27 protein-coding genes and 3 tRNA genes are annotated in these 25,484 nt (G+C 64.2%); 15 read left to right on the forward strand and 15 right to left on the reverse strand.

The genetic code is table 11. The features are described 5' to 3' along the window. Positions 1 to 31: 31 nt before the first annotated feature. The 4 genes from HZY77_RS07450 to dksA all read right to left on the reverse strand — a co-directional run bounded on the left by HZY77_RS07450 (position 32) and on the right by dksA (position 3,505). On the reverse strand, positions 32 to 1,426 hold the full coding sequence (locus HZY77_RS07450) for a sensor histidine kinase (RefSeq protein WP_296820267.1): 1,395 nt from the start codon (positions 1,424 to 1,426) through the stop codon (positions 32 to 34). Beyond that, positions 1,423 to 2,091, reverse strand: a complete 669-nt coding sequence (locus tag HZY77_RS07455; protein ID WP_296633162.1) for a response regulator transcription factor — start codon at positions 2,089 to 2,091, stop codon at positions 1,423 to 1,425. Before HZY77_RS07455 ends, HZY77_RS07450 begins: the two co-directional genes overlap by 4 nt. A gap of 444 nt (positions 2,092 to 2,535) precedes the next feature. Next, positions 2,536 to 2,979, reverse strand: coding sequence for a hypothetical protein (locus HZY77_RS07460; RefSeq protein ID WP_296633154.1), 444 nt, complete (start codon positions 2,977 to 2,979; stop codon positions 2,536 to 2,538). Positions 2,980 to 3,085: 106 nt separating this feature from the next. Beyond that, positions 3,086 to 3,505, reverse strand: coding sequence for an RNA polymerase-binding protein DksA (gene dksA, locus HZY77_RS07465; RefSeq protein WP_296820270.1), 420 nt, complete (start codon positions 3,503 to 3,505; stop codon positions 3,086 to 3,088). A 90-nt stretch (positions 3,506 to 3,595) separates the two neighbouring features. On the opposite strand from dksA, the gene HZY77_RS07470 reads away from it, so the two are divergent. Next, positions 3,596 to 4,354, forward strand: a complete 759-nt coding sequence (locus tag HZY77_RS07470; protein ID WP_296820273.1) for an HAD family hydrolase — start codon at positions 3,596 to 3,598, stop codon at positions 4,352 to 4,354. Positions 4,355 to 4,360: 6 nt separating this feature from the next. On the opposite strand, the gene folD is transcribed toward HZY77_RS07470, so the two are convergent. Beyond that, complete coding sequence (folD, locus tag HZY77_RS07475) at positions 4,361 to 5,215, reverse strand: bifunctional methylenetetrahydrofolate dehydrogenase/methenyltetrahydrofolate cyclohydrolase FolD (protein ID WP_296820276.1); 855 nt, start codon at positions 5,213 to 5,215, stop codon at positions 4,361 to 4,363. Between the two features lie 136 nt (positions 5,216 to 5,351). On the opposite strand from folD, the gene HZY77_RS07480 reads away from it, so the two are divergent. The 3 genes from HZY77_RS07480 to HZY77_RS07490 all read left to right on the forward strand — a co-directional run bounded on the left by HZY77_RS07480 (position 5,352) and on the right by HZY77_RS07490 (position 5,655). Continuing rightward, positions 5,352 to 5,428 (forward strand) — tRNA-Pro (locus HZY77_RS07480). A gap of 38 nt (positions 5,429 to 5,466) precedes the next feature. Next, a tRNA-Arg gene (locus HZY77_RS07485) sits at positions 5,467 to 5,543 on the forward strand. A 36-nt stretch (positions 5,544 to 5,579) separates the two neighbouring features. After that, a tRNA-His gene (locus HZY77_RS07490) sits at positions 5,580 to 5,655 on the forward strand. A gap of 50 nt (positions 5,656 to 5,705) precedes the next feature. Here the strand turns inward: HZY77_RS07490 and HZY77_RS07495 are convergent. Beyond that, entirely contained in the window at positions 5,706 to 6,089 is a 384-nt protein-coding gene (locus tag HZY77_RS07495; protein WP_296820278.1) for a YchJ family metal-binding protein, read from the reverse strand. A gap of 103 nt (positions 6,090 to 6,192) precedes the next feature. Next, positions 6,193 to 6,711 (reverse strand): GDSL-type esterase/lipase family protein, encoded by a 519-nt coding sequence (locus tag HZY77_RS07500; protein ID WP_296820280.1) that lies wholly within the window; start codon positions 6,709 to 6,711, stop codon positions 6,193 to 6,195. A gap of 27 nt (positions 6,712 to 6,738) precedes the next feature. On the opposite strand from HZY77_RS07500, the gene HZY77_RS07505 reads away from it, so the two are divergent. The 4 genes from HZY77_RS07505 (at position 6,739) to HZY77_RS07520 (ending at position 11,122) form a co-directional block, all read left to right on the forward strand. Next, positions 6,739 to 7,446 carry an ATP-binding cassette domain-containing protein gene (locus tag HZY77_RS07505; protein WP_296820282.1) on the forward strand — a complete coding sequence of 236 codons (708 nt, stop codon included), beginning with the start codon at positions 6,739 to 6,741 and terminating at the stop codon, positions 7,444 to 7,446. After that, complete coding sequence (locus tag HZY77_RS07510) at positions 7,443 to 9,944, forward strand: FtsX-like permease family protein (RefSeq protein ID WP_296820284.1); 2,502 nt, start codon at positions 7,443 to 7,445, stop codon at positions 9,942 to 9,944. The genes HZY77_RS07505 and HZY77_RS07510 overlap by 4 nt, the downstream gene beginning before the upstream one ends. A 248-nt stretch (positions 9,945 to 10,192) precedes the next feature. Further along, positions 10,193 to 10,663 (forward strand): DUF305 domain-containing protein, encoded by a 471-nt coding sequence (locus HZY77_RS07515; RefSeq protein WP_296820287.1) that lies wholly within the window; start codon positions 10,193 to 10,195, stop codon positions 10,661 to 10,663. 114 nt (positions 10,664 to 10,777) lie between these two features. Continuing rightward, positions 10,778 to 11,122: a cupin domain-containing protein gene (locus HZY77_RS07520; protein ID WP_296820290.1), complete on the forward strand. Its 345-nt coding sequence runs from the start codon at positions 10,778 to 10,780 to the stop codon at positions 11,120 to 11,122. Between the two features lie 228 nt (positions 11,123 to 11,350). On the opposite strand, the gene HZY77_RS07525 is transcribed toward HZY77_RS07520, so the two are convergent. Continuing rightward, entirely contained in the window at positions 11,351 to 12,097 is a 747-nt protein-coding gene (locus HZY77_RS07525) for a sulfurtransferase (protein WP_296820292.1), read from the reverse strand. Between the two features lie 223 nt (positions 12,098 to 12,320). Here HZY77_RS07525 and HZY77_RS07530 point away from each other — a divergent pair, with 223 nt between their 5' ends. The 3 genes from HZY77_RS07530 to HZY77_RS07540 are packed head-to-tail and all read left to right on the forward strand — an operon-like array spanning position 12,321 to position 14,626. Continuing rightward, positions 12,321 to 13,145, forward strand: coding sequence for a mechanosensitive ion channel family protein (locus HZY77_RS07530; protein WP_296820295.1), 825 nt, complete (start codon positions 12,321 to 12,323; stop codon positions 13,143 to 13,145). Positions 13,146 to 13,197: 52 nt separating this feature from the next. Next, positions 13,198 to 14,019 (forward strand): SAM-dependent methyltransferase, encoded by an 822-nt coding sequence (locus tag HZY77_RS07535; protein ID WP_296820868.1) that lies wholly within the window; start codon positions 13,198 to 13,200, stop codon positions 14,017 to 14,019. Positions 14,020 to 14,071: 52 nt separating this feature from the next. Continuing rightward, positions 14,072 to 14,626, forward strand: a complete 555-nt coding sequence (locus tag HZY77_RS07540; RefSeq protein WP_296820297.1) for a hypothetical protein — start codon at positions 14,072 to 14,074, stop codon at positions 14,624 to 14,626. Between the two features lie 3 nt (positions 14,627 to 14,629). Here the strand turns inward: HZY77_RS07540 and HZY77_RS07545 are convergent, their stop codons facing one another. From HZY77_RS07545 to HZY77_RS07555, 3 genes are all read right to left on the reverse strand, one after another. Then, the gene (locus HZY77_RS07545; RefSeq protein WP_296820299.1) at positions 14,630 to 15,172 is read right to left on the reverse strand and encodes a YaeQ family protein; all 543 of its coding nucleotides are present in this window, start codon (positions 15,170 to 15,172) and stop codon (positions 14,630 to 14,632) included. A gap of 107 nt (positions 15,173 to 15,279) precedes the next feature. Continuing rightward, complete coding sequence (locus HZY77_RS07550) at positions 15,280 to 15,486, reverse strand: cold-shock protein (RefSeq protein WP_018507521.1); 207 nt, start codon at positions 15,484 to 15,486, stop codon at positions 15,280 to 15,282. A 146-nt stretch (positions 15,487 to 15,632) separates the two neighbouring features. Beyond that, positions 15,633 to 16,154: a TIGR02281 family clan AA aspartic protease gene (locus HZY77_RS07555; protein ID WP_296820302.1), complete on the reverse strand. Its 522-nt coding sequence runs from the start codon at positions 16,152 to 16,154 to the stop codon at positions 15,633 to 15,635. Between the two features lie 103 nt (positions 16,155 to 16,257). Between HZY77_RS07555 and HZY77_RS07560 the strand changes: the two genes are divergently transcribed. Further along, positions 16,258 to 16,995: a M48 family metalloprotease gene (locus tag HZY77_RS07560; RefSeq protein WP_296820304.1), complete on the forward strand. Its 738-nt coding sequence runs from the start codon at positions 16,258 to 16,260 to the stop codon at positions 16,993 to 16,995. A gap of 8 nt (positions 16,996 to 17,003) precedes the next feature. Here the strand turns inward: HZY77_RS07560 and HZY77_RS07565 are convergent, their stop codons facing one another. The 3 genes from HZY77_RS07565 to HZY77_RS07575 all read right to left on the reverse strand — a co-directional run bounded on the left by HZY77_RS07565 (position 17,004) and on the right by HZY77_RS07575 (position 21,265). Then, positions 17,004 to 17,489, reverse strand: coding sequence for a YbaK/EbsC family protein (locus tag HZY77_RS07565; protein WP_296820306.1), 486 nt, complete (start codon positions 17,487 to 17,489; stop codon positions 17,004 to 17,006). A gap of 66 nt (positions 17,490 to 17,555) precedes the next feature. Next, positions 17,556 to 19,997 carry an ATP-binding protein gene (locus HZY77_RS07570; RefSeq protein ID WP_296820308.1) on the reverse strand — a complete coding sequence of 814 codons (2,442 nt, stop codon included), beginning with the start codon at positions 19,995 to 19,997 and terminating at the stop codon, positions 17,556 to 17,558. Positions 19,998 to 20,032: 35 nt separating this feature from the next. Then, positions 20,033 to 21,265, reverse strand: coding sequence for a polysaccharide pyruvyl transferase family protein (locus HZY77_RS07575; protein ID WP_296820311.1), 1,233 nt, complete (start codon positions 21,263 to 21,265; stop codon positions 20,033 to 20,035). Positions 21,266 to 21,337: 72 nt separating this feature from the next. Here HZY77_RS07575 and HZY77_RS07580 point away from each other — a divergent pair, with 72 nt between their 5' ends. The 3 genes from HZY77_RS07580 to HZY77_RS07590 all read left to right on the forward strand — a co-directional run bounded on the left by HZY77_RS07580 (position 21,338) and on the right by HZY77_RS07590 (position 23,728). Next, positions 21,338 to 22,498, forward strand: a complete 1,161-nt coding sequence (locus HZY77_RS07580; protein WP_296820313.1) for an MFS transporter — start codon at positions 21,338 to 21,340, stop codon at positions 22,496 to 22,498. A 54-nt stretch (positions 22,499 to 22,552) separates the two neighbouring features. Continuing rightward, positions 22,553 to 22,843, forward strand: a complete 291-nt coding sequence (locus HZY77_RS07585; RefSeq protein WP_296633103.1) for a hypothetical protein — start codon at positions 22,553 to 22,555, stop codon at positions 22,841 to 22,843. A gap of 186 nt (positions 22,844 to 23,029) precedes the next feature. Further along, entirely contained in the window at positions 23,030 to 23,728 is a 699-nt protein-coding gene (locus HZY77_RS07590; RefSeq protein ID WP_296820315.1) for an EAL domain-containing protein, read from the forward strand. An 18-nt stretch (positions 23,729 to 23,746) separates the two neighbouring features. Here HZY77_RS07590 and HZY77_RS07595 read toward each other — a convergent pair whose 3' ends face one another. Beyond that, positions 23,747 to 25,471 carry an adenylate/guanylate cyclase domain-containing protein gene (locus HZY77_RS07595; RefSeq protein WP_296820317.1) on the reverse strand — a complete coding sequence of 575 codons (1,725 nt, stop codon included), beginning with the start codon at positions 25,469 to 25,471 and terminating at the stop codon, positions 23,747 to 23,749. Between the last annotated feature and the right edge of the window lie 13 nt (positions 25,472 to 25,484).

Genomic DNA, 25,484 nt, shown 5'->3' on the forward strand with positions numbered 1-25,484 from the left:
CCACAGAAAGCCGCGCTCAAGGGCGCGGTTTTTATGCCTGTGCGGGTGCCGCAGGAAACAGGACGTTCACGACCAGACCCACCCNCTCTGCCCCTGTTCCCAGGCTCACCTGTGCGCCATGCAAATGGGCGATTCGCTGGACGATGGTCAGGCCGAGTCCGGCACCCTCCACGCTGCCCGACAGCCGATGGAATGGCGAAAAGGCTGCGGCACGCTGCGACTCCGGGATACCCGGCCCGTTGTCCGCCACCTGCCAGATCACGCCCTGTTCGGAACGCCGGACCGTCAGCGTGATGCGCGTGCCGCCATACCGCAGGGCATTGTCGATCAGGTTGGCGAGCATTTCCCGCAGCAATTGCGCATCGCCCATCACCCAGGCCTCGCTGTCCTTCATGTCGAAACCAATCTCCACCCCGCTCGCCAAGGCCTGCGGAACCCACTCCCGCGCAACTTCCCGCACCACGTCCACGCCATCCAGCCGGTTCAGGCGCAAGGTGTTTTCCGCCGCATCGACACGCGCCAGAATGAGCAGCTTCTGCACCAGATCGCCCATGGTCCGGGTCGACTGGGCAATACGCGACAACGCATGCTGGGCATCCTCGTGTCGCGCGCCGGCCAGCGCTGCCTCGGCTTGCGCGCGGATGCCCGCGATCGGCGTGCGAAGCTGATGCGCGGCGTCCGCGACGAAACGCGATTGCGACTCCACCGCTTCGGACAGGCGCTGCAGCAGCGAATTGATTTCATCCAGAAACGGGCGCAGCTCGGCGGGAGTCTCTCCCAGAGGAACCGGGCTCAGATCGAACGCCTGCCGCGCTGACAACCGGTCGCGCAGCCGGCTCAGCGGCTCGAGCCCCTTCCGCACGCCATAGGCAATGGCGATCGCCGCAGTCAGGGTCATCAGCAGCATCGGAATCACGATCGCCAGCGTGGCGCGTTCGGCCATGGCCGAACGGTGCGACAGCGTCTCGCCCACCTGGACCAGGGCGGTCCCACGCGCACTCGTGCCTTTGAGCGAAAGTCCAAAAGCAGCCACCCTGACCTTCTCGCCGTCCTTGATGCCGTCATAGACAACCAACTGGCCCGGCCGGATATTCTGATGGTCAGGAAGCCGCGGCATATCCTGCTCGCCGTCGATGACACGTCCGGCCGGATTGGTAATGCTGTGGAACAGCAAATCCTCCTGGTCGAACACCAGCAATTCGCGCGCGGCAACCGGCAGGTCCACCTGCACCTGCCCCTGCATGACCTCGACCCGATCGGCCAGCGCGAACGTACGCCGGATCAGCGATCGGTCAAACGCCGCATTGATGAAGTACTGGCTGGAGAAATAGGCGATCACCCACAACAGAATGAACAGCGGCAGCATCATCGACAGCATGCGGACGATCAACTGCCGCCGCAGGCTTGTCTGGCCTTCCCCGTTCAACGCTCGGCTTCCAGCAGATAGCCCAGGCCGCGCAGTGTGCGTATCACCACGCCGGAACCCTCGAGCTTGCGGCGCAGGCGATGGATATAGACTTCCACCGCGTTGTCGCCTACGCCGTCATCCCATCCCGTCAGACGATCCGCGATCGCCTCCTTGGCCGTCACACGCCCGGCATGGCTCAGCAGAATTTCGAGCACCTCCACCTCGCGAGCCGACAACACCAACGGCGTCTCGTCGACGCTGGCCTGCCGCTTCACGCTGTCGAAACAGAAGCGGCCCATGCGAATCTGGGTATCGGCCACGCCATGCGCCCGCCGCAACAAGGCGCGCAGCCGCGCCAGCAATTCATCCAGCGCAAACGGTTTCAGCAGATAATCGTCCGCGCCCGCATCGAGACCGCGAACGCGATCCTCCACCGTATCGCGTGCGGTGAGGACCATCACCGGCAGGGTTGCGCCGCGTTTGCGCGCATTGCGCAACACCTCCAGGCCTTCCCGTCGCGGCAGCCCCAGATCGAGCAGCATGGCATCGTAGGCATAGGTCTTCAGCGCGGTCTCGGCCTGCACCCCATCGCGGCTCCAATCAACCGCGAAGCCTGCCTGCCGGACCGCCAGCATGACGGCCTCACCCAGGGTCGGATCATCTTCCACGAGCAGGATCTTCATGTTTGAAGTCTGACACAAACTCAGGCCATCCGGCCTTCAGTCCATCGCGAATAACAATGTTCTGATCGGGCGAATTCGTAAGGTTCATGTAAGTATCGCACCGCATAGTGCCCTCCATGCAGTCGCAATCAGTGGCCGCATATCTTTCACTTGATCATATGGAGAAACTCATGAACAAACTGCTGTCTTCCCTGGTTGCCGCTACGATTGCCGGCGCTTTCAGCCTGTCCGCCATGGCTGCCGATGCAGCACCCGCCGCACCTGCTGGCGCCACCGCCGCAGAAAAGCCCGCTGCTGCGCCCAAGGCCAAGAAGCACGTCAAGAAGCATGTCAAGAAGCACGCTGCCAAAAAGCTGAAGAGAAGAAGTCTGACGCTGCCGCTCCGGCCGAGTCCGCGAAGTAATTCTTCAAGGACACAAAAACCGCGCTCTCGGGCGCGGTTTTTTATGCCGTACTGGCGAGAAACGATTGCCACCAGCGTTTGCGCTGGCCGGTCACCACCCCGTGCATCTCGAGTTCACGCGGCGGCGTGCGGCTCATCAGCCAGCCTGGAAGGATCGATGACTTGGTTGCACTCGATCCGCACGAACTGCCGAGATGGTTGGGGTCATAGATCTTGATGAAGTTGGGCGCATCCAGGTTGTCCGCATACACAATCGCGCAGTAATCCTCGTGATGCTCGCGCCGCAGCAATTCATCCAGTTCGCGCATGAACTGCTGCACCTTGTCGGCAGCAGCCGGCTCCGCAGGAACATCCTGCCCCACCGCATAGAGATACCAGCCCGCTCCGGTGTCCACCTTTTGCCAGAACGACGTCAACTGGTCCCAGCGCATCACACTGTACAGCAGCCCGTTGTAATAACGGTCGAATTCGTCGAGGTCTGCCATGGCTCTCTCCGCAGCGAGTCTGGTGGGGCGACGGGACGCCGCCGGTTTATTCTGCTACACGTCAGGCTGCCCTGAACAGGCGACCTGGCGCTACTTCTTCTTGTTGTTATTTGGCGACCTGGCGCTCGCGGATTTCCTCGAGCGTCTTGCAGTCGATGCACAGCGTCGCCGTCGGGCGCGCCTGCAGGCGCTCCAGCCCGATTTCGACCCCGCAGGATTCACAGTAGCCGTAATCTCCGGCGTCGATCTTGGCGATGGTTTCGTTGATTTTCTTGATCAGCTTGCGCTCCCGGTCACGGTTGCGCAGCTCCAGCGCCATGTCCGATTCCTGGGTGGCGCGGTCGTTGGGGTCGGCAAAAACCGTCTGCTCGTCCTGCATCGAATGCAGGGTAGTATCGATGTCCTGCGACAGCTCGGCTTTCCAGGCTTCGAGCATTTTGCGAAAATGCGCGAGCTGTTTTGCATTCATGTATTCTTCGCCCTNTTTGGCCTTGTAAGGCTCGAAGCGCATCAAAGTTTCAGCCATCTCGTTCTCTGTTCTCTTTGAAAATTTCGGTCTAATCCGGGCCAAGCCCAACCTGCTTTAATATCAGAATCGCTTACGCGCCGCAACCATATGACACTACACGCCCTACTCTTCGACGTGGACGGCACGCTTGCCGACACCGAACGCGACGGCCACCGGCCCGCCTTCAACCAGGCCTTTTCCGACGCCGGTCTCGACTGGCACTGGGACGTCGCGCTCTATGGCAAACTGCTTGCCGTCACCGGCGGCAAGGAGCGGATGAAGCACTATATCGACCACTTCCGGCCGGACTATAGGAAGCCGGACAATTTCGACGAACTGGTGGCCGAACTGCACAAGGCCAAGACCCGAATTTACAGTGCGCTGGCCGCGCAAGGCGGCATTCCCATGCGCTCCGGGGTCAAGCGCCTGCTGGTCGAGGCGCGCGCCGCCGGCCTGCGCCTGGCGATCGCCACCACCACGACGCCGGAAAACGTCACCGTACTGCTGGAACATAGCCTGGGCGCCGGCACCCAGGACTGGTTCGAAGTGATCGCGGCAGGCGACATCGTGCCGGCGAAGAAACCCGCGCCCGACATCTATCACTACGCGCTGGAGAAAATGGGCCTTGCCGCCGCCGACTGCCTGGCGTTCGAGGATTCGGAGAATGGCCTGCGCGCGAGCCTGGGCGCCGGCCTGAAAACACTGGTGACGGTCAACGACTACACGCTGGATCACGATTTCACCGGCGCGGCCGTCGTGCTCTCCGATCTCGGCGAACCCGGTGCGCCAAACCAGCGACTCGCCGGGGCCGAACTCAGCCAGCGGTTCGTCGATGTGGCGTATTTAAGGGCGCTACACCAGGGCTAATCCCCTTCATGGGTTATGCATCAGCGCGGCTTCGAGCGTGTTCTCCAGCAGGGTCGCGACGGTCATCGGGCCCACCCCGCCGGGCACCGGGGTGATCCAGCTGGCGCGTTCCACCGCGGTATCGAAATCGACGTCACCCACCAGCTTGCCGTCGGGCAGGCGGTTGATGCCGACGTCGATCACGATCGCGCCTTCGCGAACCCAGTCGCCCGGGATCATGCGTGGCCGCCCCACCCCCACCACCAGCACCTCGGCCGAGCGCACGAAGCTCTCGAGGTCGCGGGTGGCGCTATGGCATACGGTGATCGTGCAGCCTGCAAGCAGAAGCTCCAGGCTCATCGGCCGGCCGACGATGTTGGACGCGCCGACCATCACCGCATTCTTGCCACGCAGCTCCTCGCCGGTAGCGCGCAGCAGCGTCATGATGCCGCGCGGCGTGGACGGACGCAGCGTCGGCATCTTCACCGCCAGCCGGCCGATGTTGTAGGGGTGGAAGCCGTCGACGTCCTTGTCCGGGCGGATGCGCTCGATCACCGTCTCGGCATCGATGTGCGCCGGCAGCGGCAGTTGCACCAGGATGCCGTCGATGGCCGGGTCGGCGTTCAGCGTGTCGATCAGCACCAGCAGCTGGTCCTGCGTGGTGGCGCTGGGAAGGTCGTGCGACACGCTGGTGACGGCGGCCCGCTCGCAGGCACGCTTCTTGTTGCGCACATACACGGCCGAAGCGGCGTCGTCGCCGACCAGGATCACGGCCAGGCCGGGACGGCGTTTGCCCTGCGCCTCGCGTTCGGCCACCTTGTCGTGGACCACTGCGAGGATGGTGTCGGCCATGGCCTTGCCGTCGAGAATACGTGCGCTCATCAAGACAACCCTGAAGCAAAAGGGTGATTTTCCCGAAACTCCCCTCCGACTCAAGCGAAAATTGACCCGGCCGATTCGCCAAGGTATAGTCTCGCCTCTCGAAATGCGCCCGGAATGCCGGACGCCGATAGGATTTCGGGGTGTAGCGCAGCCCGGTAGCGCGCCTGCTTTGGGAGCAGGATGTCGGAGGTTCGAATCCTCTCACCCCGACCACCCCAGACAGTAAGTGATCGTGCCCGAGAAGTGAGTCTCTGCCCGTAGCTCAACTGGATAGAGCACCAGCCTTCTAAGCTGGGGGTTACAGGTTCGATTCCTGTCGGGCAGGCCAAGGTTTTCGTTGCCAGCCGTGCTGGCGACAACAATGGTGGATGTAGCTCAGTTGGTAGAGTCCAGGATTGTGATTCCTGTTGTCGTGGGTTCGAGTCCCATCATCCACCCCACCGTTTCACGAGAAGCAGAACCAGGCCCGCGCAAGCGGGCCTGGTTCGTTTCATTCCCGGATCTCGCCGTCGACGTACAGCCAGCGTCCGTCCACCCGCTCGAAGCGGCTGGTTTCGTGTAGTTTGAAAGCACGGCCGTTGAGCTTGTAGCGTGCGACGAACTCGACCGTCGCATGGGTTTCGTCCAGCGGCGTATGCGCCTTCACCGTCAGCCCCAGCCATTGCGGGCGCGGCACCGCGTCGAGACCCAGCGCCACGGGACAGGTCGCGGGATGCCAGGTCGCGCGCAAATAGTCCTCCAGGCCCAGCACGTAGGCGCTGTAGCGCGAACGCATCAGGCTTTCGGCGTCCGGCGCCCGCTCGCCAACATGAAACCGGCCGCAGCAGTCCGCCAGCGGACGGCCCGATCCGCACGGACAGGCTGTGGCGCTCATGATTTCTTCACCGTGCAGCGCAATTTCGGCTTGATGTGCGGCCACACGGCGTCGAGCATCGCGCCCTGGGCTTTTTCGTTCGGGTGGATGCCGTCAGCCTGCATCATGCCCGGCACGACCGCAACCTTGCAGACAAAACACGGCACGCGGATGATTTTTCCTCGCGCGCCACGTCGACGTACAGCTTGGCCACCGCATCGGCATACGGCTTGCCGTAATTCGGCAACACCGGCGCCTCCAGCAAGGCCACCCAGGCGCCTGCCGCTTTCGCCTGGCGGATCATCGTCACCAGGTTCTGCCGGATCGTTCCGGGCGGCGTGCCGCGCAACGCATCGTTGCCGCCGAGTTCGATCAGCACGCCTTGCGGATGATGCCGATCGAGCGCAGGCTGCAGGCGCTGCAGGCCGTTCTGCGTGGTGTCGCCGCTCACGCTGGCGTTGACCGCGCGCCAGTCCGGCGCCGCTTTCTTCAGGCGGCTATCGAGCCTGTCCACCCAGCTCGAGCCATTCGCCAGACCGTATCCGGAACTCAGGCTGTCGCCGACAATCAACAGGGAACAGGGATTCGCCGCCGCCCAGCCCGGAATCCACAGCAACAACAGCCACCACACGCGATAATTCATTCACTCACCTTGAACCGATTCATTCCAATGACGCTACCCGACAGCGCGCAGTTCCCCGATACCGTCGTCCTGGCACGCGACCTGTCCCAGCGCGTACCGACCGCCGGCGGCATGCTCGACATCCTCAGCGAAGTCGGACTCGCCGTCAAAGCGGGTGAGACGCTCGCCATCACCGGCGCGTCCGGCTCCGGGAAATCGACCCTGCTGGGTCTGCTGGCCGGACTCGACCATCCTTCCGCAGGCGAGATCACCCTGCTCGGCCAGCGTCTTGATGCGCTCGACGAAGACGCCCGCGCCCGCCTGCGCGCGGGCCGTATCGGGTTCGTGTTCCAGTCGTTCCAGCTGCTGCCCGCCCTCACCGCCCTGGAAAACGTCCTGTTGCCGCTGGAACTGGCCGGCCGCCCCGACGCGCGCGACCGCGCCGCCCACTGGCTCGACCGCGTCGGCCTGGCCACGCGCGCCACCCACACGCCGCGCCAGCTGTCCGGCGGCGAACAACAGCGCATCGCCATCGCACGCGCCTTCGCCACCGACCCGGAAATCGTGTTCGCCGACGAGCCCACCGGCAACCTCGACGCCGACACCGGCGCACGCATCATCGAACTGCTGTTCGAACTCAACGCCTCCGCCCATACCACGCTCATCCTGGTCACCCACGACGATGCGCTGGCGGCACGCTGCCAGCGCCGGCTGCACCTGGTCGCGGGCCGCGCGCGCGAAGAGGCCGTTGCATGAGCTTCGCGCGGCTCGGCTTGTGGCTGCTGCGGCGCGAACGTGCGAGCGGCGAATGGCGCGTGCTGCTGCTGGCGCTGATCATCGGTGTCGGCAGCGTCAGCACCACCGGTTTTCTCGGCGACCGCCTGAAGCGTGCCATGAGCGAGCAGGGTGCCAGCTTCCTCGGCGCCGACCTGCTGGTCACCAGCCCACGGCCGATCGAAGACTGGCCCGATCTCGCCGTTACAAAAAGCGCAGGCACGGCCAGCCCGCTTGCGCGCAGCCAGGCGCTCGAATTTCCCAGCATGCTCGCCAAGGGCGACGCCTTCCAGCTCGCCACCCTGCGTGCCGTCGATGCGTCCTATCCCTTGCGCGGCAGCGTGCGCATCGCCGACCGCCCCTTCGCGGCCGGCACCGCACGNCCCGCGCAGCCGCCACCCGGCATGATCTATGTCGCCCCCGACCTGCTGCCGCTGTTGTCGGCCAAAGTGGGCGATCGCGTGCAGATCGGCGAAGCCCGCTTCACCATCGCCGGAATCGTGGCCGAGGAACCTGGCCAGCTCGGCGGCGTGTTCGGCCTCGCGCCGCGCGTCTTCATGCGCGCCGATGACGTCGCGAAAACCCGCGTGCTGCAGCCCGGCAGTCGCGTGACCTACCTGTACCAGTTTGCCGGCGACCCGGCGCAGCTCACCGCATTCAGCGCCGCGCTGAAATCGCGGCTCGACAGCACCCAGCGCCTCATCGGCTCGCGCGAAGGCGTCGAGACCCTGCGCGGCGCCTTCGCCAATGCCGACCGCTACATCCAGCTCACCGCGCTGATCAGCCTGCTGCTGTCGGTGGCCGCCATCGCCATCGCTGCCCATCGTCATGCGCTGCGGCATTACGACCAGGCCGCGCTGCTGCGATGCTTCGGCGCCACCACGGCACAGCTGCGTACGCTGTATGCCATCCAATTGCTCACGCTGGGCCTGCTGGGCAGTCTGATCGGCGTGGCGATCGGCGCGCTGATGCAGCAGGCGCTGGCGCTGCTGGTCCTGCCCGATGCCGTCACCCGCCTGCCGTCGCTTGGGCTCGCGCCCGTGGGCGCTGCCGTCTTCAGCGGCCTGCTGGCATTGACGGGTGCCAGCCTGCCCGCGTTGATGCGCCTCGTCCGCGTGCCGCCGCTGCGGGTGCTGCGGCGCGATCTGCCGCCGTTGCCGGTCGTCGCATGGCTCAGCGCGGCGATCAGCGGGTCGGCGCTACTGCTGCTGATCGCCTGGTATGCGGGTAACGCCAGGCTGATCGGCGTGTTCGTCGGCGCACTGGCCGGGTTGATCGTCGTGCTGGCCCTGCTGGCACGCCTGGCGCTGGCAGCTGGCCGCGGTGTCCAGAAAATGAGCCACGGCCCGGTACGCTTCGGACTTGCCCAGTTGCTGCGCCACCGTTTCGACAGCACCCTGCAGCTCGGCGCCTTCACCCTGGCCCTGTTTCTCGTGGCGCTGCTGGCACTGGTGCGCAGCGATCTCATTGCCGGCTGGCGCCAGCAATTGCCGCCGGATGCACCCAACTACTTCCTGATCAACATCGCCCCCGCCCAGCAGCAATCCGTCGCCGCCTACCTGTCGCAACACCATCTCAAGGCCTCCGCGCTCTATCCCATGGTCCGCGGCCGCCTCACCACCAAGAATGATGTCCCCATCGCGTCCACCCTGCCGCCGGAGGCGCGCGATGCCAACAGCCTGCGGCGCGAACTCAACCTGACCTGGACCGCCACCCTGCCCGCCAACAACGCCGTACTCGCCGGACACTGGCACGGCGACAGCCACGTCGCCGAAATCTCGGTTGAATCGGGCATGGCCGAACGCCTGCATCTGGCCCTCGGCGACCGGCTCGGTTTCCGGATCGGCGACCAGACGCTCGCCGCCCGCATCACCAGCATTCGCAGCGTGAAATGGGACTCGATGCAACCGAACTTCTTCGTCATCTTCGCCCCCGGCCAGCTCGACGCCCTGCCCGCCAGTTCCATCGCCAGCCTCTACGTGCCNCCCGATGCGGCCAGCGTATTGCCGAGCTTCATCAAGATGTTCCCCGGCATCACCGTTCTCGCACTGGACCGGCTCATCGCCAACCTCGAAGCGGTGTTCGCCCAGATCATCGGCGCCATCCAGTTGCTGCTGGGATTCCTGCTCGCTGCCGGCATGGCCGTCGTTATCGCCACGCTGCTGGCCAGCCTCGACGCCCGCCAGCAGGAGGCTGTCCTGTTGCGCACCCTGGGCGCCCAGCGCGCCTACCTGGCCAAAAGCCTGTGGAGCGAATTCCTCACCCTGGGCCTGCTGGCCGGCCTGCTCGCCAGCGCCTGCGCAGAAATCGCCATGGCGCTGATCGCCCAGCGCCTGTTCGAACTGCCGCTGCGCCTGCATCCGTGGCTATGGCTCGCGCTGCCGGTGGCTGGCGCCCTGCTGGTCGGGATGAGCGGCTGGCTCACCACGCGGCACATCACGCGCGTGCCGCCGATGCAGTCGATCCGGGCGCTGAATTGATGGCTGGGGATTGAGGAATCGCAGATGCCGACCCGGAAGGAACCGTTCCGGCTTGCGTGTTCATCGAATGACCGTCGATGCGGCGAAAGCGGTTCATTCACGATCCCATGCCCAGCAGCATTCATTCGTCGAGCGCCTACATCCGCAGCAGATTATGCCTATAGCCGCGTCACTCTTGAAAACGCAACATTCCAAAGATGAGGCACTGAAAGGACCATTAACAATCATTGCGATACTGGAGGCTGAAGATGCACCCATACAGAAACTTTCTGCTCATGATTTTGGCTGCATCGTTGCTGATGTTCGGTTTGATGTACCTGAACACCTATCAACTCAGTCATGTTTGGTTCAGTCAAACCCGCATGTTCATGACCTTGATCATGTCTGGCTGCATGTCGCTGGTCATGCTATTTTTTATGCGCCACATGTATAAGGATCGACGCGCCAACACAGTGATCGTCGTCGGCAGTATCGGCTTAATCGGTTTGGGTCTGTGGCTCGTGAGGAGCCAGGTAACGGTGGGAGATGTTGCATGGATGGAAGCCATGATTCCCCATCATTCAATTGCGATTCTCACGAGTGAACGCGCGCGCATCGCAGANCCCCGTGTAAGAAAACTTGCGGATGGAATCGTCCAGACCCAACGGCGTGAAATTTCGGAAATGGAATTCCTCATCAACGATATTCAAGAGAAAGAAACAGGAGATCCTGTCCGCTGAAGTCTAACTTGTCGTTCAACACGGAATCCAACAGGGAATGACCGCTCCGCAGCAGCCACGTATTGTGGTCCGGTCAGTTCGGCGTTGGCCCTGGAATTACAGAGAGGAGTCACGATGAGCAACAAACAGATGGCACCCGAAACGAAAGGGGTGACGGTGAAGTTACTTTCGACGGTTGACCTGGGTCCTGAGATCGAGGGCATGGCCGGGCGCCAACTTCGAATGCGCATGGTGACCATCGAGCCTGGTGGCGTCTTCGGCCCGCTTCACGACCACAAGGACCGGCCAGGCACCGTCTACGTCCTGCAAGGAACGATCACGGACCATCGGAATGGCGTCGCGACGGACTATGGGCCGGGCGTGGGCTGGCCCGAGGACAGGAACACCCTGCACTGGCTTGAGAACAGGGGAACGATTCCGGCGGTGGAGATCTCGGTCGATATCGTGCGGCACGAGTAGTCAGGCCGCCTGCAGCATGCCTTCCCGTTCGATGAAGGCAATGATGTCTGCCAGGCCCTGTTCCGTCTTGAGATTGGAAAAATGAACGGCCGCGCGCCGCACACCCGTTCGATCAACGATGCCCTGGTAGCGGGCAAGCCCTGTGCAATCGGGTGCTTTTTCACAAGCAGTTGTTATGTCTTGTTTTTGTTCACATGGAGAGCGGTCACCCCCGTCGGGGCCGGGCGATCAGCGATGCAGGCGTCCCGCCGCCGGCTGCAGGTCCGCACTCAGCGCCTCGCGCTCGTCGAAGACGAAACAATCGCCGCGGTAATGCGCGCCGCCGACTTCCTCGAAATACTTGAGGATGCCGCCTTCGAGCTGGTACACGTGCTCGACGCCGATTGCCTTCATGTGGATGGCGGCCTTTTCGCAGCGGATGCCGCCGGTGCAGAACGACACCACGGTCTTGCCGGCATAGTCGGCCAGGTGTTCGGCCAGCCGCGNGGGAAATTCGCTGAAGACGCCGATGTCGTAGTCGACCGCGTTCTCGAAGCTGCCGGCCGCCACTTCGTAGTCGTTGCGGGTATCGAGCATCACCACCGGGCGGCCTTCGTCGTCGCAGCCGCGATCCAGCCACTGCTTCAGCGTGGCCGCCGCCACCGCCGGCGCGCGGCCCGCTTCGGGACGGATCAGCGGATGCTTCATGGTGATGATCTCCTTCTTCAGCCGCACCCGCATGCGCTTGAATGGTGGCTCGGCCGACAGGCTCTCCTTGGGCGCGAGATCGCTGAAGCGCGGATCGGCGCGCAGATGGGCGACGATGGCGTCGATCGCCTGGCGCGAGCCGGCCAGGAACACGTTGATGCCTTCCGGCGCCAGCAGGATGGTGCCCTTGAGGTCGAGGGCAAGACAGCGCGCGGTGAGATCGGCCTTCAAGGCCTCGCGGTCGGCGAGGGAAACGAATTTGTAGCAGGAGATATTGACGACTGACACGGTAAAACCCTTTCATTCCGATTCCAGATCCAACCTGGCTTTGTCGCCTTCGCCTTGCCGTGCGACGGCACTGTCTGCGGCTCGGCTTCGCGCCACTTTGGATCTGGAATCGGAATCAGCAAGTCGGCATTATCCCGGAAACCGTCCCCACGGGATCAACCGGCCGGTTCTGCCCTGCCGGGGTTTTGATACCCTTCGGTCTTCCCCCTGCCTTTTCCCGATCATGGACGAACAACTGCAAACGCTGGCATACGCCAAGAAAACCGCGATCGAGCTGGCCGTCCAGTTCGGCCCCAAGCTGCTGGTGGCGCTGCTGATCCTGGTGGCGGGCTATTACGTCGGGCGCTGGGTGGGCAAGCTGGTCGACTCCATGCTGGCGAAACTCGGGCTCGACGAGCCGCTACGCGTGTTGCTGGTTCGCATCGTGCGCATCCTGGTGCTGGGTCTGTTCCTCATCATGGCGCTGCAAAACCTNGGGGTGCAGCTGTTGCCGCTGATCGCCGGGCTGGGCGTGGCCGGTGCGGGCATCGCGCTGGCCATGCAGGGTGTGCTGGGCAACCTGGCGGCCGGGCTGACGATCCTCTTCACCCGACCGTTCCACGTGGGGGAATACATTTCCATTGTCGACGAGGAGGGCACGGTCGAGGACATCAAGCTGTTCAATACTGTACTGAGCCACCCCGACCGCTCTCGCATCGTCATCCCCAACCGCAAGATCGTCGGCGAGATCCTGCACAATTTCGGCACGCTGCGGCAACTCGACGTGATCGTCAACGTGGCTTACGACACCGACATCCGGCAAGCGCTTGCCACCATTCAGGACTTGCTGCGCGCGCACCCGAAGATCCTGCAGGAACCGGAGCCTTTCATCCGTGTGCTGGCGCTGACCGATTCCAGCGTGCAGATCGCGATCCGCCCCTGGACTCCGGTGGCCGATTTTTACGCCACGTCGGGCGACATCACCCAGGCGGTACTGGAAACCTTCCGCGAACACGGCATCCAGATTCCCTTCCCGCAGCGCGAAGTGCGCCTGCTCGGTGCAGAATGAAGCGCGCCGCCCCCTCGCCAGCCGCGCGCCAAAAGCGGCCTACACCGACCCGCTGGCCGAGGTGCTGCGCCCCGGGCAGTCGGTCGAGCTACTGAAGGAACTGCACATCCTCACGCGCGACGGCAAGCTCAACCAGGACAGCCGCCGCAAACTGAAGCAGGTGTATCACCTGTGCAACTTCATCGAGCCGCTGCTGGAGGACGTGCTGGGCCGGCAGGACACGCTGACGCTCGCCGACCACGGCGCCGGCAAGTCGTATCTGGGCTTCATTCTGTATGACCTGTTCCTGAAGGCGCGTCCCGGCGCGCACATCTATGGCATCGAGACGCGCGACGACCTGGTGGAAAAGTCACGTGAACTGGCGGCCCGGCTGGGGTTCGAGCGCATGTCGTTCCTGAATGCGACGGTCACGGAATCGATCACCACCGAGAGCCTGCCGCCGCGCATCGACATCGTCACCGCGTTGCATGCCTGCAATACCGCGACCGACGACGCCATCCGGTTCGCGCTCGCCAAACAGGCCCGCCACATCGTGCTGGTGCCATGCTGCCAGGCCGAGGTCGCGGCCGTGTTGCGCAAGCACAAGAACGCATCCTTCGGCAAAACCCCGCTGTCGGAAATCTGGCGCCACCCGATCCACACCCGCGAATTCGGCAGCCAGCTGACCAACGTGCTGCGCTGCCTGCAGCTGGAATCGCACGGCTATGCGGTCACCGTCACCGAGCTGGTAGGCTGGGAGCACTCGCTGAAGAACGAACTCATCATCGCCACCCAGGCAAACGCGCCGCGCCGGAACGCACGGGAACGTCTGCAACAGATCCTGGTTGAACTCAACCTGCAGGAACTCGAAGCACGTTTTCTGGGAACCCCATAAGCCGCAAACCATCCTATGCTTCGAAGGCATCGTTAATTTTGCGGATCGAATCATGCGCCTGCCCGCTTCGCCGTTTCGCTTCTTCGCGGCTGCCCTGTTCGCAGCCCTGGCCGGCTGCGCCACGCCGCAATACCAGACGACCGTCCGGCTGATCCCACCAGCCGACGCGCAGGGCCGCGCCTGCGTGCAGACCTGCGATGCCAAGAAAGCGACCTGCCAGAACGATTGCCAGACCCGCTACCAGGCCTGCGTGAAAGCGCTCGAGCCCCAGGTGGAAGCACGCTATCTCGATGCGCTGAAAAAGTACGAACTCGAGCTGAAGCAGTATGCGGCGGCGTTGCGGCACTATGAAATGCAGATGCAGTTCGACTGGATGAACCGCTACCCCTTCTACCCTTACTGGTGGGACCCGTGGNNGCCCTATTTCCCGCCGCCCTATCGCGAACCGGTGATGCCGACGCGTGAAGGCGTGCGCGCGCAACTGGAAAAATCCGAGTGCAAGGCCGACTGCGGCTGCCTGCCGGCCTACGACACCTGTTTCGTCGGCTGCGGCGGCCAGCGCGTGACCGAGACGGTGTGCATCAAGAACTGTCCGCCCGCGAAATGAGGCTTATGCCGCCGCCTGAAGCGTAGCCAGCTTCACCGGTACGCTGGCGGTGTCGGTGTTGATCCAGATTTCGCCATCCTGCACCATGCATTGCAGGCGCACGCTGCGTGCGGCCAGTGCCGCCAGCGCCTGGCTGGTTTCGGCGGGCAGCTGCCACACGGTCAGATTGGCAAAGCGCGTGAGTTTGCCGGCGATCTGCTTCCACCACACGTCGCAACTGCTGCTGTAGCACAGCACCACGACCTGTTCGGCGCGGCCACACGCGCGGCGGATGCGCACATCGTCAGGCTGGCCGATATCGATCCACAGCGTGATCTCGCCCGCCAGGTTCTTCACCCACACCTCTGGCTCGTCGACATCGAACAGGCCCTTGGTGAAGGCGATGCCTTCCTGCGCATGCAGCGCGTAGGCCAGCACCCGCACCATCATGCGTTCGTCGGTTTCGGAAGGATGGCGTGCAATCGTCAGCGCATGGTCGCCGTAGACGTGGCGGTCCATGTCGGCAATCTGCAGGTCGGCTTTGTAGATGGTGGCTTTGAGCGCCATGGGGAGGTCTCGCTTGAAACGCAAAAATGCCCGAACGGCATCAATACCCGGAGGGCATAAATAAAAAACCCCGGCGAACCGGGGTTTTTCACATCAGGTCGAAAAGATTACGACATGACCTGGATGTTCGAAGCTTGCTTGCCCTTGGGGCCAGTCGTCACTTCGAAGCTGACTTTCTGGTTTTCCTGCAGGGACTTGAAGCCGCTGGAGTTAATTGCGGAGAAATGTGCAAAGAGGTCTTCGCCGCCGTTATCCGGAGTGATGAAGCCAAAGCCTTTTGCATCGTTGAACCACTTAACAGTACCCGTTTCCATCTTGTTTCCTATCTATCTAAAAATGAGCGACATGCTCTATCGGTCGTATTTCAAGGAAAAGGCTTACCAGAGGTACCGCAATTTAAAGCTTGAATCCAACAGATGCCGTATTGATAACACATAAGATTCAGATGTCCAAGATTTTTTCATCCGCCGGCCAGTGGGCGCAACACCAGCGTGTCACCGCGTTGGGTGAATTCCAGGTGCTTCAGCACGCTCATGCCCAGCAATACCTGATCCTCCGCCATGCCGGGGTTGAGGCTGGCCGGTACATTGCGCAGCACGAAGGGCCCGAAGGCCAGTGCGCCGATCCGGGTGGCACGGGTGGTTACCGTGCCGTTGGCGGTCATCGACTGCTGATATGCGCCAGCCTCGAGTCCGAGCTCACCCGCCAGATGGGCCGGCACCGATACCAGGGTGGCGCCCGTGTCGAGCAGGAAGCTGACCGGCCGGCCATTGATCGCCCNCGGAAAAACATAGTGTCCGTTGCTGCTGCGCTTCAGGACCAGTTCGGCACCCGGCGCGAGTTGCAGGTCGCGATTGGGGTGATCGCGTGCCTGCAGACTGTTCTCGAAATAGAGATAGAACATTCCCAGAACCAGCAGGCTGGCGACGAAGGCCATGCCGCGACCAAGCTGACGGTGGGGATTAGGCTCGTTCTCTTGCATTCTGATTCATCGTGCTTGGTAGTTTCTTGCTGCAGGGCCATCAAGAATAGTCGCGTCAAGGCCGACTATATTCACAGAAGCGGCAATTGTGAAAGGGGAAGCGATGTTCACCCTGACAGATTATTCAGCATGGTCAGGCGTCAGATACGGCGTAGGTCTGAGCCTGCTTCTGTGCGCAAGTTTCCTTCATGCGCATGCCGCGCAGCCTGCCGCCGCAGTCTGGTTCCCGGATGCCCCGACTTTTCGCCACTATGCCTGGACCGACCCACCCTGTCCCGGATGCTCGGACCTCGACCCGCAGCCCACCTGGACCCGCATGGCCCAACTCGCCGGCCTGTCCGACGTGCATTTCAAGCGTGCACCGGACGACAGCGAGGGCGATGCCTATTCCCTTGCGCCGAATGTCATCGTGTTGTCGCCTTCGGCGCAGAAGCTGCCATCCTGCCAACTGGCGTTTGTGATCGGACACGAAATCGTCCACATTGCACAGCGCCACTTCGACGAGGACGCCATCGCCCTGTCCGTCTATTCTGGCAAGCCTCCCTACTGGACCCACGACGGCGATGATGCCATGCAGCTAGCCAATGGCGATTTCGGCTTGGCACTCAAGCTGTCCCCTTTGTGGAAACAACAGGAACGCGAAGCCGACTGGCTCGGCTCACTGCTGGCGGCGCAGGTCTGCGGCTGCAGTCTCGANAAAAGCGCGCTGGCCTATTTCCACCCGGGCGACGGCGATGGNGGCGGCATTGCCGCTGCCCACCCGCCAGACACGGAACGCATCCGCCAACTCATACCCTTTACCGAATCGGCCCGGCGCCTGATGGCCCTGGCACCACGCTGAGACGGCAATCAAGAAACGGGCTGCATGCGCGGCTGGCTGAAGTGGCAGTGCGGCGCATCGCCGAAAATGTCGCGCAGGTAACGGGTTTCGATGTGCAGCAGGCGTTTGTGGTCCCCGCCTTCCAGATAGACATCCGGCTGTGCCATCAGATCGTCATCCCACACCATTTCCACGCCCCAGGCATTCGGCAGACCCGGTACCACGCCGGGCTCGCATTCGCCGAACAGGCGGCTCACGCTGGCTTCGTCGGCCAGGCTGAATTCCACGCCGTGGTCCAGGCCCAGCCTGCCGAGATGGACTTCCTGGTCAGCAGGGATCATCGCCACCATCTGGCAGCCGACGCCGTCGAGCAGCACGCCCTTGGCCACGCGGTTGGACGGGATCCCTGCCGCGCGTGCCGTTTCGGCGCTGGTGTGCGTGTGCGGATGCGCGACGATGTCGAATGGAATCATGTGCTCGTCGAGAAAGCGTGCCATGCGGTGAAGTGCGTTCATGATCGTCTCCAGGCAAAGAAATGAACGACTTTCACTATAGTTCAGACCCCGCCCGGCCGCTGGCGGCTAACGCCGCTGCGGACGGTCGGCGGCACGAAAATGCCGGCGCGGCGCCCGCGTATGCTCCTGCTGCTGGCAGGCGCGGCGAAACGCCAGCAACGCCTCCTGCGCCTGCCCCAATACGCTGTCGGAGGGATAGTGTCCCGCTGCGTTCGGCTCGCCCGCTGCCACTCCGGTCAGTAGCTCGATCCCCTCGGTCGCCAGCTGCGCCGTATGGATATGGAAACGCCCTCCGGCGACCGCCTCGACCACGCGCGACGCCAGCATCAGGTGGCGCCGGTTGCGCGCAGGGATCAACACGCCCTGGCTGCCGTCCAGGCCGGCGGCCTCGCAGACGGCGAACCAGCCCTCGATCTTTTCGTTGATGCCCCCTACCGGCAGCACCTCGCCGTGCTGGTTGACCGCACCGGTGACGGCGATGCCCTGTTTCAGCGGCAGGCCCGACAGCGCCGACAGCAGGGCATAGAGCTCGGCACAGGAGGCGGAATCCCCTTCCACTTCGTGATATTGCTGTTCGAAGGCGATCGAGGCGTTGAGGGACAGCGGCGCCAGATGCGCGAACAGCGCCGCCAGATAGGCCTGCAGGATGAACACGCCCTTGTCGTGGATCGGCCCGGAGAGCTCAACCTCCCGCTCGATGTTGAGCAGCCCTTCCTCGCCCGCATAGACACGCGCCGACAGCCGCACCGGCAGGCCGAAGCGGTAGTCGCCGAGGTCGATCTGGGTCAGGCCGTTGACCTGGCCCGTGCGCGCGCCATGCAGGTCGATCAGCACGTCGCCTTCGGCGATCTCCTCGCGCAGCCGCTGTTCGGGGTAATCGTGGCGCGCAGCATGCGCGGCAAGCGCCATCTCGACATCCGCCGCTGTCACCTGGCCCGGTCCGCGCGCACGGCAGATCGCCGCACTTTCCATCACCATCGCCTCGGTCCGCGCAAAGATCGCGCTCTCGCGTGCCTGGTCGCCCGCCTCGCGATGCGACTCCTCGAGCAGGCGCGCCACCGCCGCCGCCGAGAAGTGCGGCAGGCCATGTTCGCGGCAGACGTGGGCGACAAAAATCGCCGAGGCACGGCGGGTGGTGGCACTGGCCAGGAAGCTGTCGGCAAAATCCACCTTGGCGCGGAAATGGCGGGTGAACTCCGGCGCGGCCTCCTGCAATTCGTAATACTGGTCGCGCGAGCCGATCAGCACGAGCTTGACTTCGACGTCGACCGCCTCCGGCACCAGCGACACCGCCGCGATCGGCGAGAACGACACGCCCGGTTCCTCGATCTGCAGCCGCCCGCTGCGCAGGAAGCGCCGCAGCTTCTCCCACACCAGCGGATCGGCCAGCATGTCGCGCAGATGCAGCATCAGGAAGCCGCCGTGCGCCCGCAACAGGCTGCCGGCGCGGATGCGCGAGAAGTCGGTCATCAGCACGTCGTTCTCGGACTGGTATTCGATGCTGCCGAACAGGGCACGAAACAGGGNGTTGTCCTCGACGATGACCGGTGCGCCGGCCAGCCCGCCGTTGTCCACCACGAGGTTGACGCGGTAGCGCGCCAGCACGGCATGCAGTTCCTCCTGTCGCCCCTCCTCGTCCTCGCCGCCGTTGAACAGCTCCAGGTTGTCGAACAGGTCGCGTTCCAGCGCATCGAACCAGGCATTGAGCTTGGCGGCATCCTTGATTTGCTTCTTCAGCCCGGCACGGATCGCCTGCAGCTCGCGTTCGACCAGCGGCTTCACCACCTGCCGCCGCAGCGCGGCCAGCGCCTCGTTCATCGCACGCTCGAGCGGCTGGGTCTTCTCGACGTAGCGGGCGATCTCGGCGCGCAACTCCTGATCGGCCTGCTCCACCGCCACGCGGCGCGCCTTCGGCAGCGCCAGCACCTCGTCCTCGGTCAGCGCCTGGCCCTTCTTGCCAATGAGGGTGAACACCATGCGTCCGGCCTCGCGGTGCAGCGNAAAGCTGCGCGCCTCGGCAAAGGCCGACAACTCGGCATAGTGGCGCGCCACGTCGTCCTTCCAGGCCTTTTCGATGCGCTCGCTCTCGGTCTTGTAGTCCTGGCCACCCAGCTGCGGCGGGATCTCGGCCTGCAGATTCTTCACCGCCTGCGTCAGCAGCTGGCGCAGCAGTCGCCCTTCGCCAGCCGGCAGGCGCAAGGCCAGGGNGCGTTCGGGCGTGTCGAAGTTGTGCAGATAGCACAGGTCCGGCGGTACCTTTCGGTTCACCGCCGCCTCGACCATCGCCTGCCTGAGCAGCGAGGAACGGCCGCTGCCGACTTCGCCCAGCACGAACAGGTTGTAGTTGGGCTGGTCCATGCCGAGGCCGAAGCGGGCGGCCGCCTCGGCACGCGCCTGGCCGATCCAGGGCAGGGCCTCGTCCGCCAGTTCGGCGGTGTCGACGAAGCCAAGCGTGGCGGGATCGATGGTCAGGCGCAGGTCGGCTGGGGACAGAGGAATGGTCGGCATGGCGGGAGGCAGTCTTCTTGTAGGTTCCCGGATTATTACGCAAGACCGCCCGGCCGGCCCGATCCGGATTTCAGCATGCCGGCCCACTGCATCTGGCTGTGCAAATAACGCTCGCGCAGGTGGGCCGCGTTGTCCCGCAGCACATCGACAGGCGCAGCCAGCACCTGCATCACTGCGCGTTCGATCTCGTCGACCGCCACACCGCCGGGAATCGAATCCGGTTCCCAGGTTTCGGCGAAGGCGGTCGTCTTGAGAGGACGGTCTCCCTGCTGCGGCGGGATCAGGCTGACCCGCGGCAACCCATAGGCCAGCGCGACGATCCGCCCATGCAGACTGCTGCCGACTACGCCACGGCTGGCGGCGATCAACGCGCAGACATCCCACAAGTTCAGCGACGGGAACAGGCACGTCGTGCCGGGCGGCAGCCGCTGCTGCAGGATGTCGTAAAGCCCCGCGTCGTCGTGCCAGGGCGCTGCGCCGGCGCGATAGCACACCAGCCCCAGCCTGGTCGCGGCGACCACCCGGGACAATTCACGTACCAGGGCATCCAGCGTGGCGTCGTCGCCGAAGTCGGCGCTGAACTGGAGCGCCAGGTAGCCCTGGGGAAAGGCCTCCCGCATCGCCTGTACTGCGCCCTGCCGCTGGTGCGCTGCAATCGTCTCGCCGAAACGGTCCGCCACCATCACGGCCGGGTCAGGACACAGCGGGAAATCGAGGCCCTCCGCCCGCAGCGCGGCCTGCGTCACCTGGTCCCGCACGCTGACCCAGTCCGCCTGCCCGAGAGCGGTCCTGACCGCTTCACGGTGCGCAGCCGACACGCCCTGCCATTCCACGCCGCCCACGGCGTTGAAGATCAGCATCCCGCCCGGCGCCAGCACATCGCGCCCTGCCACATAGGGCGCGAGACGCGACGTGCCGAGCTGATCGGCAGCCCACACGGCAGCCGCAACCGGGTCGGGATCGTAGCGCGCAATCGCGGCAGCGGCCTCGACAGGATCGAGCAGCATGACTGCAGCCTGCCAGGCCGTGCAGGTCAGCAGTTCGCCGCCAGCATGAATCAACTGGAGCGGCCGCTCCGCACCCAGCGCGCGCACCCGATGCCCGCCAAACGCCCGCAGATCGCGTTCGACCAACCCGGCAAACGCAAACGCCCGCTCCGGCAGCAAAGCCGTCATCAGATNGGGAAACAACAGGTCGCCGAAGTTGTGGCGATCGAAGGCGCCAAACAGGACCGACGGGGCGCCGACGCCGGGTTGCGGATTCTTCACGTGTCCTCGGATTCACACACCATGGAATTTCACATTACATTCTAGGCAGCCCACATCCGCTACAGCCACCCGATGAAATCCGCCCGACCGTCCTTCTTCGTCCTGATCGCCCTCATCGGCGGGCTGGCCATCCTGAGTTCCACGCTGTCGAAGACGCCGGTGCTGCCACTGTTCGCCCACGCGCTCCATGCCACGCCAGCGGAAATCGGCTGGATTGTCATGGCCTCGACGATTCCGGGCATCCTCATCAGCTACCCCGCCGGCGCGCTGTCGGACTACCTCGGCTCGCGGCGCCTGCTGCTGGCCTCGCTGGTCGTGTTCGCCACCGCGCCCTTCCTGTACCTGCTGATTCATACGGCCTGGCAGCTGATGGCGGTGCGCTTCTACCACGGCTTCGCCACCGCGATCTTCGGCACCGTGGCAACGGCGGCCATCGCCGAACGCTACACCACGGAACGCGCGGCACGACTCTCCACCTATTCCTCGGTCACCATCGTCGGGCGCTCGATCGCGCCATTTCTCGGCGGCAGCTTGATCTCGCTGGCGAGTTTCCACGCCGTCTACCTCGCCTGCGCCATCAGCGGCATGCTGGCGCTGGGCGCCGGTCTGCTGCTGAAGGACCATGCGCCCAGACCGCAAGCGAAGCTCGAATTTCCCCATTTCTGGGCAAGCCTGACCACCGTGCTGCGCGACCGCGGCATCATGCTGGTGAGCGGGGTCGAAGCGGCGCAGTACCTGGTGTTCGGCGCCGTCGAGGCCTTCCTCGCGCTATACGCGTCCTCGCTCGGCATCCCGGCGTGGCAGATCGGCGTCATCCTCGGCGTGCAGCTCGTCAGCATCGTGTTCGCCAAGCCGCTGATGGGCAAGGTGTCGGACCGCGTCGGACGCCAGCGCGTCATCCTGCCCGGCCTGCTGGTCGGCGCTGCGAGCGTCGTGCTGCTGCCTGTAGCNCCCGGCTTCCTCACGCTATCACTGCTGAGCCTGGCGTTTGGCGTCGGCTTCGCCACCGTCACCTCGTCCACCTCCGCGCTCGTCGCCGACCTCACCCGCGACGGCCGTTACGGCTCGTCGATGGGCGTGCTGCGCACGGTAATGGACGTCGGCCAGTCGATCGGCCCGGTGCTCACCGGCTGGATGGTCGGCGTCGCCGGCTACGGTAGCGCCTTCGCGCTGCTGGCGGGGATCCTGGTTTGCGCCGCGCTGATGCTCGGGCTGCTGCTGCGCGACGCGTAAGACCGCGCCCGATCGGCTATAGTGAGGCAGCCCGTTTCTCACAAGGAGACTTCCATGCACATCCGACCCCTGCTCGCCGTCCTGGCTTTCGCCCCGCTATTCTTCTCGCTGCCGGCTGCAGCCGACTCGAACGCCAGCGCCCTGCTCGCCACCGCCCGGCACGACGCGGTCGCAGCCCAGGCCTGCCTCGCCCGCGCCAAAGGCGACCGCGTGGCCCAGATCAACTGCTGCTCCGGACACAAGGGCGTCTGCGGTTGCCGCGCCGGCAAAATCATCTGCTGCGACAACACGAGCAGCACCGAGCCGGGGTGTACATGTCATGGTGATGAGGGCGTCGTCGAGTAATCAAGCAACGCTGGCTGCGCAGCTCCAACGTCCAGGGCGAATCATGATCGAACCAAGAACGGCGATCAGTCGCGCAATCGCCTCATCCTTATTTAGGAGTATCTCGCGTTGAGTACAGAGAAAAACTATCGGGCACTCAGTTGTATCGAATGCGCCAACGGCGCAGGGCTAGACTTTGATTTCACCATGGCGTTCCAGCCGATCGTGAACACCACAACCCACGAGATCTTCGCCCAGGAGGCCCTGGTCCGCGGCCTGCAAAACGAGCCGGCCGGGCAGATCTTTGAGCACGTGAATGAAGCCAACCGCTACCGCTTCGACCAGGCCTGCCGCGTCAAGGCGATCGAGATCGCCAGCGAGCTCGGTGTCCCTTGCTTCCTCAGCATCAATTTCATGCCGAACGCCGTCTATCGCCCGGAGTTGTGCATCCGCACCACGCTCGAGGCTGCCGAGAGGTTCGGATTTCCAATCGAGCGCATCATTTTCGAGATCACCGAAGGCGAGAAGGTCGACGACCATGCCCACCTGCGCGAGATCGTGCAGCACTACCAGCAACGGGGCTTTCTGACCGCCATCGACGATTTCGGCGCCGGCTACTCAGGCCTGAACCTCCTGGCTGAAATCCAGACCGATCTGGTCAAACTCGACATGGCCTTGATCCGCAACATCGACCAGGACAAGGGGCGGCGGGCGATCGCCCGCGGCATCATCCAAGTGTGCAATGAGCTGGACGTCCGGGTGATTGCCGAGGGTATCGAGACCCGGGAAGAACTGGAGACCTTGCAAGGCTTCGGTGTCGAGTTGTTCCAAGGCTACTATTTTGCCAAGCCTGCGTTCCGGGCCCTGGCATCTTTGTCGCAGCCGGGATTCGGTGCGGCCACATGACGTGACCTGGGCGCACGCCTATTTACTCGCTGCCACCCAAACCCCATCCCACCCTGTCTCCGGTGGCGTCTGCCGGAACGCCGCAATACGCTCCAGCATGACCTGACTGGGCTGGTCGCCCGGCGCATTCGCCATGCATACACGGAACGCCGCCTCGGCTGCCTCCCACTCCTGCGCGCGGTAGCGCGCGAGTCCTTCTTCATACGCCTGCACCGCCTTGCGCGTGGTGTCGCTCGCCTCGGCAGCCAGCCCCAGCAGCTCGTACACCCGCACCGGCTCCAACTTGCCGGCGACGCGCAGGCTGTCGATCTCGCGGAAGGCCAGCGTGTCGCCTGCCAGGTCGCGCGTGCCCTCGCTGACCAGGATGCGCGTGCCGTAAAACTTGTTGGCCTGCTCCAGCCGTGACGCGAGGTTCACGGTGTCACCGATGACGGTGTAGCCGCGCGAGGTCTCGGAGCCGATGTTGCCAACCGTCACGTCGCCGCTGGCGATACCCATGCGCACGTTGACCTCGGGCAGGCCGTGGCGGACGCCGAAGAGATCGGGCAAACCCGTGCGGAAGTCGTCCATCTTCTTCATCTGCTCGAGCGCGGCGAGGCAGCCGAGCCGCGCATGCTCGGCGGGGTCGGTGAAGGGCGGCCCCCAGAAGGCCATGACCGAGTCGCCGATGTATTTGTCGACGATGCCCTGCCGGCCGCGGATCACCTCGGCCATCATCGAGAAGTAGCGGTTGAGGAAGCGTACCGCGGCATCCGGCGTGAGGCCTTCGCACATGCGGGTGAAGCCGGCCAGGTCGGAGAAGAACACGGTCATCACCTGGCGCTCGCCCTTGTCGGCCGGGATGCGGCTTTCCAGCAGGCTCTTGACGATGCGTGGATCGACATACTGGCCGAAGGTCGCGCGGATACGCTCCTTCTCGCGCAGCCCGACCACCATGTGATTGAACGAGGTCGCCAGCGTGGCCAGCTCGTCGTGGGTGCGCACCAGGATTTCCACGTCGAGGTCGCCCGCTTCCACCGCGCGCGTGCCGCCCANGAGGCGCTTGACCGGGTCGACCAGCGAGCGCGTGACGAAGGCGGCAAAGATCAGACCGAGCGTCGTGGCGATGCCGGTGACGATCCAGTTGAGGGTGGTGGCGCGCGCCTCCTCGGCCTTGGCCTCGCTGGCGGTATCCTGGGTCAGCTTGTTGAGGATGTCGATGGTCTTGCCGATCTCGGCGTCGACGGCGTCCTTCGCCTGCAGCAGCGCTTCACGCACGATCTTCTCCGAGCGCGGGGTGCCCTCCTGCGCCTCGATCTGGAACTGGCGGAAGGTCGCGTGGAAATGCTGGCGCGTGGTCTGGATCAGGGGCAGCTCCTTGCCCAGCACGGCAAGCGTCACGCGGTCGAGTTCGATGCCCTTCTCCGCTTCGGCCTCGCTCAGCATGCGCAACGAGGAGTCGACGATCTGGTCGGCGTTGATCCCGCGCATGTCGAAGGCGTTCGACTCCTTCGCCAGGTATGCCGGGTCGGGCTTCGCGGCCTCCATGCCCGCCATCACCCGTTCCATGTGCACCATCTGGTCGCGAATGAGGATTTCCACGCTCGCCACCTGCTGCTGCAGGGGCAGGTAGTAGTCGGAGAGCGCCCGCACCTGGTTGTTGAGCTGCCGGAAGTTGAGCACCGACAGCCAGGTGACGACGACCATCAGCGCCAGTAGCGCGGTGGTGATGCTGAATATCTTCAGGCTGATGGGAAGTTTCATGGGGCAAACCCTA

The organism is Thiobacillus sp., from assembly GCF_013693775.1.
Lineage (GTDB): Bacteria > Pseudomonadota > Gammaproteobacteria > Burkholderiales > Thiobacillaceae > Thiobacillus.

Bases quoted from the DNA above. Each gene is read 5' to 3' on its own strand.
- HZY77_RS07455 (WP_296633162.1), bottom strand. From the start codon at position 2,091: ATGAAGATCCTGCTCGTGGAAGATGATCCGACCCTGGGTGAGGCCGTC.
- HZY77_RS07460 (WP_296633154.1), bottom strand. From the start codon at position 2,979: ATGGCAGACCTCGACGAATTCGACCGTTATTACAACGGGCTGCTGTAC.
- HZY77_RS07470 (WP_296820273.1), top strand. From the start codon at position 3,596: ATGACACTACACGCCCTACTCTTCGACGTGGACGGCACGCTTGCCGAC.
- folD (WP_296820276.1), bottom strand. From the start codon at position 5,215: ATGAGCGCACGTATTCTCGACGGCAAGGCCATGGCCGACACCATCCTC.
- HZY77_RS07495 (WP_296820278.1), bottom strand. From the start codon at position 6,089: ATGAGCGCCACAGCCTGTCCGTGCGGATCGGGCCGTCCGCTGGCGGAC.
- HZY77_RS07500 (WP_296820280.1), bottom strand. From the start codon at position 6,711: ATGAATTATCGCGTGTGGTGGCTGTTGTTGCTGTGGATTCCGGGCTGG.
- HZY77_RS07505 (WP_296820282.1), top strand. From the start codon at position 6,739: ATGACGCTACCCGACAGCGCGCAGTTCCCCGATACCGTCGTCCTGGCA.
- HZY77_RS07520 (WP_296820290.1), top strand. From the start codon at position 10,778: ATGAGCAACAAACAGATGGCACCCGAAACGAAAGGGGTGACGGTGAAG.
- HZY77_RS07545 (WP_296820299.1), bottom strand. From the start codon at position 15,172: ATGGCGCTCAAAGCCACCATCTACAAAGCCGACCTGCAGATTGCCGAC.
- HZY77_RS07550 (WP_018507521.1), bottom strand. From the start codon at position 15,486: ATGGAAACGGGTACTGTTAAGTGGTTCAACGATGCAAAAGGCTTTGGC.
- HZY77_RS07565 (WP_296820306.1), bottom strand. From the start codon at position 17,489: ATGAACGCACTTCACCGCATGGCACGCTTTCTCGACGAGCACATGATT.
- HZY77_RS07585 (WP_296633103.1), top strand. From the start codon at position 22,553: ATGCACATCCGACCCCTGCTCGCCGTCCTGGCTTTCGCCCCGCTATTC.
- HZY77_RS07590 (WP_296820315.1), top strand. From the start codon at position 23,030: ATGGCGTTCCAGCCGATCGTGAACACCACAACCCACGAGATCTTCGCC.